Origin of the sequence: Klebsiella sp. 141198, from assembly GCF_050600785.1 — a bacterium.
Classification (GTDB): domain Bacteria; phylum Pseudomonadota; class Gammaproteobacteria; order Enterobacterales; family Enterobacteriaceae; genus Klebsiella; species Klebsiella aerogenes.
Genome location: NZ_JAQIRM010000003.1, coordinates 476,260 through 488,684, shown reverse-complemented (window position 1 = coordinate 488,684; position 12,425 = coordinate 476,260). Strand labels below are relative to the sequence as shown.

At 54.0% G+C, this 12,425-nt stretch carries 13 protein-coding genes; 8 read left to right on the top strand and 5 right to left on the bottom strand.

What is annotated here, in order from left to right; all coding sequences use genetic code 11:
* Positions 1 to 17: 17 nt before the first annotated feature.
* The 6 genes from PGR10_RS12260 to PGR10_RS12235 all read left to right on the top strand — a co-directional run bounded on the left by PGR10_RS12260 (position 18) and on the right by PGR10_RS12235 (position 5,460).
* The gene (locus PGR10_RS12260; RefSeq protein WP_430923538.1) at positions 18 to 1,322 is read left to right on the top strand and encodes an aromatic ring-hydroxylating oxygenase subunit alpha; all 1,305 of its coding nucleotides are present in this window, start codon (positions 18 to 20) and stop codon (positions 1,320 to 1,322) included.
* A complete protein-coding gene (locus PGR10_RS12255) occupies positions 1,322 to 1,801 on the top strand; it encodes an aromatic-ring-hydroxylating dioxygenase subunit beta (protein ID WP_045396614.1) in 480 nt (159 codons plus the stop codon). Before PGR10_RS12260 ends, PGR10_RS12255 begins: the two co-directional genes overlap by 1 nt.
* A 7-nt stretch (positions 1,802 to 1,808) precedes the next feature.
* Positions 1,809 to 2,549, top strand: a complete 741-nt coding sequence (locus PGR10_RS12250; RefSeq protein WP_430923537.1) for an SDR family NAD(P)-dependent oxidoreductase — start codon at positions 1,809 to 1,811, stop codon at positions 2,547 to 2,549.
* Between the two features lie 24 nt (positions 2,550 to 2,573).
* Positions 2,574 to 3,542: a PDR/VanB family oxidoreductase gene (locus PGR10_RS12245; protein ID WP_430923536.1), complete on the top strand. Its 969-nt coding sequence runs from the start codon at positions 2,574 to 2,576 to the stop codon at positions 3,540 to 3,542.
* Positions 3,543 to 3,553: 11 nt separating this feature from the next.
* Positions 3,554 to 4,048: a flavin reductase gene (locus PGR10_RS12240; RefSeq protein ID WP_015703350.1), complete on the top strand. Its 495-nt coding sequence runs from the start codon at positions 3,554 to 3,556 to the stop codon at positions 4,046 to 4,048.
* 131 nt (positions 4,049 to 4,179) lie between these two features.
* Positions 4,180 to 5,460 carry an MFS transporter gene (locus PGR10_RS12235; protein WP_087859704.1) on the top strand — a complete coding sequence of 427 codons (1,281 nt, stop codon included), beginning with the start codon at positions 4,180 to 4,182 and terminating at the stop codon, positions 5,458 to 5,460.
* A gap of 43 nt (positions 5,461 to 5,503) precedes the next feature.
* On the opposite strand, the gene PGR10_RS12230 is transcribed toward PGR10_RS12235, so the two are convergent.
* Genes PGR10_RS12230 through PGR10_RS12215 form a run of 4 tightly spaced genes read right to left on the bottom strand, consistent with a single transcriptional unit; the run spans position 5,504 to position 10,319 of the window.
* Positions 5,504 to 6,502: a hypothetical protein gene (locus tag PGR10_RS12230; protein ID WP_087859705.1), complete on the bottom strand. Its 999-nt coding sequence runs from the start codon at positions 6,500 to 6,502 to the stop codon at positions 5,504 to 5,506.
* Positions 6,503 to 6,515: 13 nt separating this feature from the next.
* Entirely contained in the window at positions 6,516 to 8,999 is a 2,484-nt protein-coding gene (locus PGR10_RS12225; RefSeq protein ID WP_430923535.1) for a fimbrial biogenesis outer membrane usher protein, read from the bottom strand.
* Between the two features lie 18 nt (positions 9,000 to 9,017).
* On the bottom strand, positions 9,018 to 9,701 hold the full coding sequence (locus PGR10_RS12220; RefSeq protein ID WP_015369880.1) for a fimbria/pilus periplasmic chaperone: 684 nt from the start codon (positions 9,699 to 9,701) through the stop codon (positions 9,018 to 9,020).
* Between the two features lie 51 nt (positions 9,702 to 9,752).
* Positions 9,753 to 10,319, bottom strand: a complete 567-nt coding sequence (locus tag PGR10_RS12215; RefSeq protein WP_430923534.1) for a fimbrial protein — start codon at positions 10,317 to 10,319, stop codon at positions 9,753 to 9,755.
* Between the two features lie 350 nt (positions 10,320 to 10,669).
* Between PGR10_RS12215 and PGR10_RS12210 the strand changes: the two genes are divergently transcribed.
* A complete protein-coding gene (locus PGR10_RS12210; RefSeq protein WP_430923533.1) occupies positions 10,670 to 10,915 on the top strand; it encodes a hypothetical protein in 246 nt (81 codons plus the stop codon).
* Between the two features lie 32 nt (positions 10,916 to 10,947).
* On the opposite strand, the gene PGR10_RS12205 is transcribed toward PGR10_RS12210, so the two are convergent.
* Positions 10,948 to 11,421 carry an Lrp/AsnC family transcriptional regulator gene (locus PGR10_RS12205; protein WP_032706451.1) on the bottom strand — a complete coding sequence of 158 codons (474 nt, stop codon included), beginning with the start codon at positions 11,419 to 11,421 and terminating at the stop codon, positions 10,948 to 10,950.
* A gap of 138 nt (positions 11,422 to 11,559) precedes the next feature.
* On the opposite strand from PGR10_RS12205, the gene PGR10_RS12200 reads away from it, so the two are divergent.
* Positions 11,560 to 12,171: a LysE family translocator gene (locus PGR10_RS12200; RefSeq protein ID WP_087859711.1), complete on the top strand. Its 612-nt coding sequence runs from the start codon at positions 11,560 to 11,562 to the stop codon at positions 12,169 to 12,171.
* The last annotated feature ends 254 nt before the right edge of the window (positions 12,172 to 12,425 follow it).

The following is a 12,425-nucleotide window of genomic DNA, read 5'->3' as shown; positions in this document are numbered from 1 at the left end:
ATATGTGGAGAGTGACAATGTCTGAATGTATTCCGGTAAAAAATATCGATACCAGCCATACCGCCGAAACGCTGGCGGCACTGGTGCAAAGCGACCGGGTCCATACCTGTCTCTATACTTCCGAGGAAATTTTCGACCTCGAAATCGACAACATTTTTAACCGTACCTGGGTATGGGTCGCCCACGAGAGCGAAATCCCTGACGCCGGCAGCTATAAATCCTCGATGGTGGGTACCCAGCCGGTGATCGTCGTGCGCGATCGCAAAGGCAATATCAACGTGCTGCTCAACCGCTGCCGCCACCGTGCCGCCACCGTTTGCGAACATCGCAGCGGGAAAACGAACGGTTTTACCTGCCCGTATCACGGCTGGGGCTATGGCCTCGACGGCGCGCTGCGCGGCGTGCCGCATCCGGAGAGCTACGGCGATACGCTGAACAAATCTGAGCTCGGCATGGTGCGCCTGCGCGTTGAAAGCTACGCCGGAATGATTTTCGCCAGCTTCAACCACGACATTGAGCCACTGACCGACTTCCTCGGCCCGGCGATGAAATGGATGGATCTGTTCATGAAACAGGGGGCTGGCTACGCGCTGCAGGCCACGGCCGCGCACCGTTTTCGCTTTCCCGGCAACTGGAAAATCCAGCTGGAAAATACCACCGACGGCTATCACTTCCCGATCGTTCATAAGTCGTTTTTAAGCTCGGTCGATAAACAGACCGAAGAGATGCTCAACTTCGTCGACGGCAAAGGTTTCGTGGAAGATCTCGGCAACGGCCACAGCGTGATGGTGATGATCCCCGAGCTTATCGATCTGGAAGACAATCTCGATGCGCCAATCCCGGAGCGCTTTAGCGAGCTGGCCCAGGCCCTGCGCGAGGAAGGCCACGACGAGCAGCAGGTGCGGCGTATCGTACGCGCGGTCGGCGGCAGCGGTTTTAACCTTAACCTGTTCCCCAATGTCGCCTGTTCAATGGCCTTCTTCCGCGTGCTGCAGCCGATATCGGTAAAAGAGACGGAAATTCATCACATGGTGCTGACCATGAAAGATGGCCCGGCGATCGCCAACCAGGCGCGCCTGCGGCTGCACGAACACTTCCAGGGGCCGATGGGCTTCGGCACCCCCGATGATTCAGAGGCCTGGGAGCGGGTGCAGCGCGGCGGCGGTGCGGGCGACGATCTGTGGATCATGCTCAACCGCGGCCTGCCCGGCGAAGTCCGCACCGCCGACGGCCTGCGCAGCGACGTCAGCGCCGAAACCGGCATGCGCGCCGCCTATCAACAATGGAAAAAGTACATGACCGCTGATAACCGGGGGCAATAATGAACACATCACCTATCCTCAACGCTGCCATTCAGTTTATTAACCTGGAAGCGGACCTGCTCGATCAAGGCGAATTCCGTGAATGGCTGGCGCTGTGGCGCACCGAGGGAATGTACATCATTCCCATCGACCAGCAGACCACCGATTTCGCCAACGTGCTCAACTACGCCTACGACAACCACGAGATGCGGGAAAAACGCGTGCAGCGTTTATACAGCGGCGAATCGATCTCCACCACCCCGCGCGCGCGCACTATCCGCATGAGCGGACGTTATCGCCTGCTCAGCGCCAGCGATGAGGTCGTCGAAGTACGCTGCGCCCAATTCCTTTACGAGTACCGCAAGGGCAATGAACAGCACTACGCCGCTGACGTCACCTGGACGCTGGCGCCGGAGGGCGACAGTTTCCGCATCCTGCAAAAGGTGGTGCGCCTGATTAACGGCGACGATTACCTGCATAGCATTGGCTACATCCTGTGAGGACTTTATGACACGTAGCGTACTTATTACCGGCGCGGCCAACGGCCTCGGGCTGGTTATTAGCCGCCATCTCTGGCAACAGGGCTATCAGGTGGCGATGGCCGACCTCAATCTCGATACGGTCACCCGCAGCGCGCAGGAGATCGATCCCAGCCAGCAGCGGCTGCTGCCGCTGGCGCTGGATATTCGCGAGCCGCAACAGTTCAGCGATGCGCTGGCGCAGATCCGCGCACGCTTCGGCGAACTCGACGTGCTGGTCAACAACGCCGCCTTAACCCTGACTACGCCGATCATGGAGATCGACGTAGAAGAATTCGATCGCGTCACCAGTACCAACCTGCGCGGTACCTTCGTCGGCTGCCAGACCATCGGCCGCTATTTCAGCCAGCGCCAGCAGGGCAGCATTATTAACCTCGCGTCGCTGGCCGGGCAAAACGGCGGCACCGCCTCCGGCGCCCACTATGCAGCCTCCAAAGGCGGCATTATTACCCTGACCAAAGTTTTCGCCCGCGCCCTGAGTAACGCCGGGGTGAGCGTCAACGCGATTGCGCCGGGGCCGCTGGATCTTCCTTCCGTTCGCGCCGCGGTGCCGGAAGAGAAAATGCCGGCGCTGCTGGAAATGATCCCGATGAAGCGGCTTGGCGATCCGCTGCTGGTCGCCCGCGCGGTAGAACTGCTGGCGGCGCCCTCCGCCACCTTTATCACCGGTGCGACCTGGGATATCAATGGCGGCATTTATATGCGTTAAGCCCTTCGCGGGTGGAGAAAAACTATGGCTGAAACATTGACGGTACGCGTCACAGAACGCGAAATTCAGGGAGCCGAGGTGGTAGTCCTGACGCTGGCCTCGCCGGACGGCGCTTCCCTGCCCTCGTTTAGCGCCGGGGCGCATATCGATCTGCATCTTGGCGATGGCATCGTGCGCCAGTATTCGCTGTGCGGCAGCGCCCATCACCCGCAGCGCTATCGGTTGGGGATCCTCAAGGATCGCGCCTCGCGCGGCGGTTCGCTGGCGGCGCATGCTTTACAGCCCGGCGACGAGGTGCAAATTAGCCCCCCGCGCAACCTGTTCGCGCTGGAGATGTCGGCGCCTCATAGCATTCTGATCGGCGGCGGCATTGGCATCACGCCGATGCTGGCGATGGCCGATACGCTATTTCGCGCCGGGAAATCCTTCGAAGTGCATTACTGCGGCCACAGCCGTGAGGGAATGGCGTTTCTGGCCGAGCTGGCGGATTGCCACTTTAGCGCGCACGTTCAGCTACATATCAGCGATGAAAACGGCAGGATCCGCCCTCAGGAACTCCTGACGCCTCATGCCGCCGCCGGCCACCTGTACGTTTGCGGTCCGGAGGGTTTTATGGCGTGGATTAATGAAACGGCGCAGGGGTGCGGTTTCAGCGCGGAGCGGCTGCATCAGGAGTATTTCAACCGCGAGGTCGAAACCAGCGGCGGCAGCTTTGAGGTTGAGGTTCCGGAACTCAACCTTAGCGTTACCGTCGGCGAAAACGAGACCATCGTCGCCGCGCTGCAAAAGGCCGGCATCAAAGTGAAAGTCTCCTGCCAACAGGGCGTCTGCGGCACCTGCCTCGCCAACGTTTGTAGCGGCGTACCTGACCACCGCGACGAGTATTTAACCGAAGAAGAACGCGAAGACAACGACCAGATCCTGCTGTGCTGTTCGCGGGCCAAAACCCCGCGGCTGGTTATTGAAGGCTTCGAATACGTCAAACTGAAATAACGGGTATGACTATGAACCTGACATCTGATTTTCGTAATGCCATGGCGCAACTGGGCAGCGCGATCACCATCATTACCACCGATGGCCCGGCGGGCCGCTTCGGCTTTACCGCCTCGGCGGTGTGTAGCGTGACGGATTCGCCGCCGACGCTGCTGGTATGCATGAACCGCTCGTCCTTCGCGCACGGCAAATTCCAGCACAACGGCGTGCTGTGCGTTAACGTGCTCTCCGGTCAACATCAGCAATTGTCCGGGATTTTCGCCAACGGCCAAATCCGCTCTGAAGAACGCTTCCTGCACGACGAATGGCTGGCGCTGGAGACCGGTTCGCCGGCGCTGGCTTCCGCCGTGGCGAACTGCGACTGCGTCATTGCCGACAGCCATGAAGTGGGCAGCCACAGCGTATTTTATTGCGAGGTCAAACAGATCCGCTTCGGCAACCCCAGCGACGGGCTGGTCTGGTTTAATCGCCAGTTCCACACCCTTAGCATGGCGTCGTGCCGTTAAGTTTCATCATAACCATAAAAACCCTGCCGACCCATCGCCCGGCGCCAGCAGGCGCCGCCTGATTCACCTGCACTGGAGTTAACCTTATGTCTGGAGCTGTGAGCGGTACAACGGTCCCCCCGGCGCAACCTATGCGCAAATTAATCATCGGGTCTTTTCTCGGCAACTCGCTGGAATGGTACGATTTTTTCCTGTACGGCACCGCGGCGGCGCTGGTCTTCGGGCCACTGTTTTTCCCCGCCACGAATGACCCGCTGCTCGGTTCATTTTTAGCCTTTTCCGGCTTCGCCATCGGCTTTATCGCCCGCCCGCTCGGCGGCGTGATATTCGGCCATCTCGGCGATCGCTACAGTCGCAAAATGACGCTAATCATCACCCTGACGCTGATGGGCGCCAGTACGTTCTTAATTGGCCTGCTGCCAACCTACGCCCACATCGGCGTGCTGGCGCCAATCGCCTTGATTACGCTGCGCTTTGTACAGGGAGTGGCTTCCGGCGGCGAATGGGGCGGCGGGGTGTTGATGCTCAGCGAAAACGCGCCGGAAAGCCAGAAAGGGTACTACACCGCCTGGAGCCAGGTAGGAGTCTGCGGCGGGTTTGTTCTTTCTTCGCTGGCATTCTATCTGGTACAGCTGCTACCACAGGAAGAGGTGATGTCGTGGGCGTGGCGTATTCCGTTTTTGCTCAGCTTGTTTATCTTTCTGGTCGGCGTCTATATTCGCCGTAACATCCAGGAAAACGCGGAATTCGTGGCGCGCAAAGCAGAAAACGACAGCCAAAATGAGGCCCATCATTTACCGGTACTCAGCGCCTTTAAAAATCATCCACGAGCGATATTGCAGGCGATCGGCCTGCGGCTGGCGGAAAACGGCGCGGTGTATATCTTCTTCACATTTTCAGTGGTCTATTGCAAACATATCGGCATCGACACCCGCGACCTGATCGCGGCGGTCACCATCGCTATGACGGTGGAGATCGCCACGATTCTCGGCTGGGGATGGCTTTCCGATCGCATTGGCCGTAAGCGGCTTTACTACATCGGCGTGATAGGCATGGCGCTGGTGGCCTTCCCCTTCTTCTGGCTACTGAATATGCACACCTTCCCGGCGATGCTGCTCGCCATGCTGTTGGCATTGCCATTGTGCCATGGCGCGATGATTGCCGCGCAGCCGTGTCTGATGGTGGATCTATTTCCGGTGGAGGTACGCTACACCGGGCTGGCGCTGGGACATGAGATTGGGGCGGTGATTTCCGGCGGTATTAGCCCGATGCTGGCGGTGGCTTTTCTCATGATGTGGGATAGCTATATCCCCATTGCGCTGATGCTGCTGGCTTTCGCGCTACTGGCGCTGGTGGCGCTGGTGAGTATTCGCCAGCAGCAGTTGCGACCTGAACCGGTCGCAACCACGTAAACCACGTACACCGCGCGCAAAGGAAGGCGCGCGGTACAGAGGGTTAGTTATTGTTCACCACGATAATGACCCGGCTTTTAATCGTACCGCCGCGGATATTCTCGCCATATTTCATCGGTTTGATTTGCAGATAGATCGGGTTGTTGCTGCCATGCCGGGCCTCCTCGTCGGAGTGATAAAGGAAACCGCTGCCGTACTGGAGTTCCCCGCCCTGGCTATCGCGCAGATGAAAACCGACTTCTCCGGCGCCGGTGGCGGCATCCTGATCGTCATTCTTCAATATTTTGCTGGTGCCGGCAAAGCCGGAGGCGGCGACAAAGTAATAATCAATTTTACCGGGCGTCAGTTCGAATACCGCCGACTCGTTCTGGCTACAGTCGATATCAACGCTTTCCATGCGATATTGCGCTTTGTCTTCTTTAATATCGAAGTAGCTGTAATCGCCCATATTGATGAGACGGCTCGGGACGTCAAAACCGCAGGTCATAATATTAATCTGCAGGGTGACGTTAAAGGTGTAATTGATGGTTATCACATGGCAATCTTTATTGCCTTTACAGTACTCAAAGCGCATCGAGTAAAGCAGTGGAAAGGATTCTCCTGGCCTCACCTGCGTCCCGACCGCCGCGCCTTCTTTAATCGTATAGCGAATACCGATCACGCTGTTGAAGATATCCGCTAAGTTATAACTCTGATTTTTTATGATATTACCATCCGCAAGCGCGTTGAGTTTTGCAGGATCGAGAGAAAACTCCATCACGTAGGTTTTACTGCCGACCACCACGTAGAAGTCTTTATTGTCAGGGGGCGACGATGCCACCGAGACGCTGACATTTTGCGTACTGTTGCAGATAAAGTGAAATCCGTCGGCCTGAATATCACTGTTTTGGACATTCAATTCACCGCTGGCCGCCAGCGGTTTAAATGTGTAATTACCACTAGCGTCAACCGTCAGCGATTTAACATCCGGGGTGACATCACAGTTCCCCGCCCGCGCTAAAAAAGAGCATAAGCTTAATACCAGCAAAATTATCCATTTCATGAAAATCGTCCTTTTAGCGGCAGACATAGGTCTTACCTTCATCAATGGTATGTTTAAATGTAATGGTGCAGTAATGGCCCTGCTGCTTATCGACCGCGATGGTTATCGACGGCGGTACGTTATCGGTGCGGATATACAGCATGCTGCCCTGACCGACGACGCCGACATTCTGTCCGTCGTTATCTTCAATTTCATAGCCAAATTTCAGCGGCGTACCGTCCGGGCGTTCGGCGTGAATAAGCCAGGGTTGACGTTGATCGGTATCGAAACGCGCCAGCACCACCGCGCCGCGGTACGGAGCGACCGCTTTACGGTTGCCAATCAACTCGGTTTTGCTCTGCGTATTGGCGGTATTCAGCAGTAACGAACTTTCGCGATAGGGCAATACATGATCGAAAATGACCGTTCCCTGACCGTTGGTGGTGCGATATTTCTGACCATTGACGAAAGCATTTTCCAGACCCGGCGCCTGAATAATGGCGAAGGTTTCCGATAGCTGGTTAGCGAAGTTGACGCCGCCGGACCAGGCTACCACTCCACCCGACAGGCTGCCGCTTGCCTGGGTATATTTCGACGACTGGCTGTAGCTGCCGCTCAGCGTCGCCAGCGGCGCGTTCCAGGTAAGGTTGCCGCCGGCGGTGGTTTCATGATTTTGCTGCTGCCGGCTAAAGTTCACACCATAATCAAACTGGTCTCGTTGGCCGCCGGTTCCGCTGATGCCGGTGTTATTGGAGGCAAAACCGTCGTTATCGAAAGTCGTCGAATTCGACAACGTCAGACGACGCGCCAGCACGCTATCACTCTCTCCCCAGATAAGCGGAATCGAAATGAAGAGGTTAAAGCGCTTATCTTCATGATGATCCTCATCATAGGTCTGGCTGGCCGAAATGGTCCAGGAAACCCGCTGCCAGTTATTAGTGTAGCTCAGTTGATAATCTTTATTGCTGCCGCTTTTTCCCCAGTAATCACGCCATAAAGCGCTCAGTGAGAAAGACCCTAATCCTTCCGGCAACGACTGGCTAATATTGGCGGAAAAACTATTTTTACGGCCAAAATCATAACGGTAATAATCATCAATGTTGTAAACGTCATTATCATCATGGTGATAACTATTACGGTTCTTCGCCCAGACATGATCGTTAAAGGTACGATAGTCGCTGGTTGAATAGCGATAAGCCGCCATACCGAAACGCGTTTTAGTCTGGGTGAGATATTTGTTGTAGGCAAGCTGATAACTTTGCCCTTCAAAAGTACCGTTATCCTGATCGCTGCGCGCCCAGGTACCGTCAACGGATACCGCGCCGAGATGAGTATTCCACCCGGTTCCCATAGTAAAAGCCTGATAGTCGGTACCGAGCATGGTACCGCCATACAGGGTCAGCAGGTTGTTCAGGCCATATTGATAGCTAGCCTGCATAAAGTCTTCCTGATTGCTGGCGCCTTCGATATGGCTGCGCCCGGCGGCAATGTCATATTTAGACACCCCCGGCTGCAACATATTAGGTACCGAGGAATAAGGCACGAGGTAGGTGGTTACCGAGCCGTCGGCTTCCCGGATAGTGACATCGAGATCCGCCCCGCCGCCGGCGAGTTGTAAATCGGCAATCGCGAACGGTCCCGGCGGCACCTCTTTCTGATAGACGGTGAAGCCGTTCTGCTCAATAGTCACCAGCGCGTTGCTCTGGGCAATCCCCTGTACGATCGGCGTAAAGTTCTGTTTTGAGTTTGGCAACATTTGCATGTCGCGGAACAGACGAACGCCGCGAAAGCGTACCGCATCGAAAATATCCGCTGAGGTATACATGTCGCCCGCGCGCAAGGTGCCTAAAATCGGCGCGAAGCCGCGTTCCAGATACAGGGTGTTGCTCTTCCAGTCGCCACCGCCGCTATCGGCCTTGCTGTAGGTGGCGTCAGAGTGCAACTGCCAGCTCAACAGGTTCAGCCCGCTGTTGAAACGGGCATAGGTGCTTTTGTTATTGCCGCTGTCTTTATAGTCGCTGTAATACTGGCTCAGATAATAAGAGGTATAGAGCGCGTTAACGCCGCGGTCCCAACTTTCCGGCGCGACGTAGCCGCGCTCAAGATCCAGAACGTAGGCCTGCGGAATTTCTAAATCAAGCTGAAAAATATTGATATTAAAGGTATAACTGCCGCTCCGCACCGCAGATTTTAGCGTCATACACTGGTTATCTTTCACCATCTGCGCGCTATCCGCTTTGATTCCCAGCTGATTTAATAATGCCGATGACAAGCAGGTATCATCCGGATTACTGGCGACTACGATTGGATATTTACCACGCCATTGTTTATTGACGTAAATATCCAATTCATATTCCCCAGGCAGCGGTTGATTATCCGCGAAGCGAAAGCTTGACGATTTCTCACCTTTCATTCCGCCGATCATAAAATTGGTATCAAAAGTCTCCTCAGCGGCCTGCAACTGGCCGGATAATAAAACCAACAATATCATTGAGGAAAGCGGCGTCATCCTTAACATGGCCAACTCCATTATTTATTATTTTACATTGAGCCTGTCGCTAATAAAGTTCCCATTATCATCAATCATCGTTAGCGAATACTGGCGGGCGAGATTATTTTTTAAAAAAACATCCTGACTGGATAACGGCGCAAGCATAACGCTGCGCTCATTGACTTTAACGTTACTGAGTTTAATTTCAGTAATCGTCAACCAATTTGCCGAACCATTGGCAATATGCAGAGCGTTTTTGCGCGAAGACAACGAAATACTTTTAAACGTATCTTTATTTACCGCCGCGATGCCTTTAGGGCGATAAAAAAGCTTAATACGGTTTTGCATGGCAAACCGTAGCGTATTCGCCCCCTCACTGCCTGGCGTATTCGGAGGAATATCGAGTACATTGAGATAAAACAGCGACTCTTTGTTCGCCGGAAGTTTGTTGGCTAACTTTTTAATTCGCAGCTGCTGACCGGAGTTACCCGTTATGCGCGCCACCGGCGGCGACAGCAGGAAAGGCACGTTGATTTTTTCCGGCGGCAACGAGGTATTGCCATCGTCTATCCACGACTGCACCAGTGAAGAGCGGGCGCCATGATTCATCAACTGTACGACCACTTCTTGTTTCTCAGCCGGATAGACAACCCGGGTACCGAAAATCACCACTCCGGCATGCGCGGGTTGCATAGCGATAAATAAGCCTGCTAATAAAATCCGTTTCATAGCACCACACCCTCAGCACAATAATTGCCGGCGAAACGCCGGCACAGGTCCTTACTCCGCAGATACGGCAATCGTTAACACCGAGCGGACTTCACCGGCGGTCACCGGAGTGGCGGCATCAATTCTGGCGTATTGCGCAGAGAAGTTCATTTGATAGACGCCATTGCCCACAGAAGTCACCGCCCGCGGCAAATTATTAACGTCATACATGGTATTTTCATTAATCTCCGAATCACCTAGTTTTAATTTAAAACCGACACCATTAGCAGAAGTTGTCGTCGCGATAGGATTAAGTACGCCGCCGGTAGTATAGGTCCCGCCGCTAATATCAATCGATTTCAATACTGTGCCTTCCGGGCAAACGATAGTTAATGGATCGCTACTGGTGGCGAAATTACCGGATAAGACGTCACCGGCCGCCATGCCGGCAAAACGGGTTGCATCAACATCAGCCAGCTGAATTGTACTGCTATAATCGGTTTCAAAACGACAGGAAGAATTAATAACATTACCAATAATAACTAACTCGCCCTGCTCTTCATTTGGCGCCGCAGCAAAAGCATTAACATTCATCAGCACGGTTGAAAATACTGCAGCAGCAATAATTGAACGCTTCATATAATATTCCTTTTATTAACAATTCCATTTAACTTCGCGGGGACTGAGAAAAATCTCATGCCGCGAGCATCGCACGGCTAAATACCCGCCACAACCTGATGAATAAGAATCGTTGATAAAAATCAAGGCAAATACTTAAAGCGAATGAGCCCTGATGCCATATACGTAATCTCTTTAGCGTAATAAGCTAAAATACGTAGCAACGAGAATAATAAAATGAGAATTTGCCGGGCGCGTTTAATAATAAACTAAAAAAAAGAGAATTCAGCACATTTTGTGTCGATTTACATAAGATTACGAACCACAATTATAACCTTCCGTTATTTATTTTTATATTTAAGGTTCCGACAATGAAAAAAATAATCCTGCCTCTGCTTACCGCCGCCCTGTTGCTGCCGCCCCTCAGCGCGCACGCCACCTACCGCGCGGAAAAACGCCAGGATGCTCGCGATATCCGTCAGGATGCGCGCCAGAGTGGACGTGAAGAAAAACGTGAATGCGTGAGAAATGACGATAAGAGCAATATGCGCTGTCGCGAAGATAAGCGTGAAAATCGGCGCGAAGGCCGCCGCGACGCGCGTGATGAAAAGTGGTAATTCGCCATTCTGATTGCCCTGCCTGCAGGGCATTAGCGGGAAGCGTTTAACGTCTCCAGTGGGAAAGGGCGATCCTGCACCACGGTTTTCATCACCAGCGTCGAGCGTAAATGCTGCACGCCGGGCATCGCCGATAGTTTGTCATCATAGAGTTTCTGAAACGCAGGAAGATCCCGGGTGACGACGTGCATCAGATAGTCCGGATCGCCAAACAATCGTTGCGCCAGCACAACCTGCGGGATCTCCGCCACCGCCTCCTCAAAAGCGCTGACCGCTTTCTTATCGCCCTCTTTTAACGTGGCGAACACGATAGCCAGAAAATTGAACCCCATTTTTCCCGGATCGAGATTGGCGCGATAGCCGGTGATTACCCCCTCTTGCTCCAGCGCGCGTAGTCGCCGGTGGCAGGGAGAGAGGCTCAAGTTTACCCGCTCCGCCAGTTCAGTTATCGACAGACGACCATCCGCCTGCAGCTCAGCAAGAATTTTTCGATCTATGCTATCCATTTGGAAGATTTTCTCTTTAAACGCCGGTTCAGGACATAACATTGAAAGCTCATTTCGCTTCTATGTCGATATTCTTTCTCACACGATAACCTAATTTTGCGAGTGTGTGATGCCTAATATCATTAAGGAGCGTTGCTGATGGAAATGAGCCTGATCGCCAGCTTCTGGGTAGTCTCGTTTCTGTTGATTATGACTCCCGGTGCCGACTGGGCCTATGCCATTAGCGCCGGTATCAACGGTCGTCGCGTGGTCCCGGCAGTGATGGGGCTGATGTCAGGTCATCTGCTGGCGACCATTGTCGTCGTCGCTGGCGTCGGCGTGTTGATCGCCGGCCATCCGCTGGCGCTATCAGCGATCACGCTGGCGGGCGCGGTCTATCTACTGTGGCTCGGGGTCATGATATTACGCCATCCGGCGGCGCCGAGCGCGGCGAAACAATCGGCTGGCAGCTGGAATAGATGGGCGGTTAAAGGGTTATGTATTAGCGGCCTTAATCCAAAAGTCTTTCTGTTGTTCCTCGCCCTGCTGCCACAGTTTACCGATCCCCACGGCAGTTGGCCGCTGGCACTGCAGATGTCGGCGCTGGGCGCGATGCATCTGATGACCTGTACGCTAATTTATCTGTTGGTCGGATACGGTTCACGCGCGGTACTGGCAGCCCGTCCGCAGGCGGCGAAGGGAGTAAGCATGGTTTCAGGGCTTATCATGATTGCCATCGCTATTATCCTGTTCTACCAGCAGTTAAGATAATTCGTAAGCGACGGCGCTCATAGGGTAACTTCTTTAGCGCCGCACCGTCTTACCAACTAATATAATCGTGGGTCACAGGTAGCTATTATGTTGCTAACCCAGGGAAGCTAGCTCATCTATTTCCATGAGCTCCTGAAGATGAATTATCTATGTATCATAAGCGGTTACGGCTGAGTGACCAACATCGATAACTTCCTAAAATTGCTGAAAAACTCCGATTAAGCCCCCCGTTAACTGATTACTTGAGCGGAAAA

Coding starts and splice junctions, on each gene's coding strand:
- PGR10_RS12260 (WP_430923538.1), top strand. CDS start 18: ATGTCTGAATGTATTCCGGTAAAAAATATCGATACCAGCCATACCGCC.
- PGR10_RS12255 (WP_045396614.1), top strand. CDS start 1,322: ATGAACACATCACCTATCCTCAACGCTGCCATTCAGTTTATTAACCTG.
- PGR10_RS12250 (WP_430923537.1), top strand. CDS start 1,809: ATGACACGTAGCGTACTTATTACCGGCGCGGCCAACGGCCTCGGGCTG.
- PGR10_RS12245 (WP_430923536.1), top strand. CDS start 2,574: ATGGCTGAAACATTGACGGTACGCGTCACAGAACGCGAAATTCAGGGA.
- PGR10_RS12240 (WP_015703350.1), top strand. CDS start 3,554: ATGAACCTGACATCTGATTTTCGTAATGCCATGGCGCAACTGGGCAGC.
- PGR10_RS12235 (WP_087859704.1), top strand. CDS start 4,180: ATGCGCAAATTAATCATCGGGTCTTTTCTCGGCAACTCGCTGGAATGG.
- PGR10_RS12230 (WP_087859705.1), bottom strand. CDS start 6,502: ATGAAATGGATAATTTTGCTGGTATTAAGCTTATGCTCTTTTTTAGCG.
- PGR10_RS12225 (WP_430923535.1), bottom strand. CDS start 8,999: ATGTTAAGGATGACGCCGCTTTCCTCAATGATATTGTTGGTTTTATTA.
- PGR10_RS12220 (WP_015369880.1), bottom strand. CDS start 9,701: ATGAAACGGATTTTATTAGCAGGCTTATTTATCGCTATGCAACCCGCG.
- PGR10_RS12215 (WP_430923534.1), bottom strand. CDS start 10,319: ATGAAGCGTTCAATTATTGCTGCTGCAGTATTTTCAACCGTGCTGATG.
- PGR10_RS12210 (WP_430923533.1), top strand. CDS start 10,670: ATGAAAAAAATAATCCTGCCTCTGCTTACCGCCGCCCTGTTGCTGCCG.
- PGR10_RS12205 (WP_032706451.1), bottom strand. CDS start 11,421: ATGGATAGCATAGATCGAAAAATTCTTGCTGAGCTGCAGGCGGATGGT.
- PGR10_RS12200 (WP_087859711.1), top strand. CDS start 11,560: ATGGAAATGAGCCTGATCGCCAGCTTCTGGGTAGTCTCGTTTCTGTTG.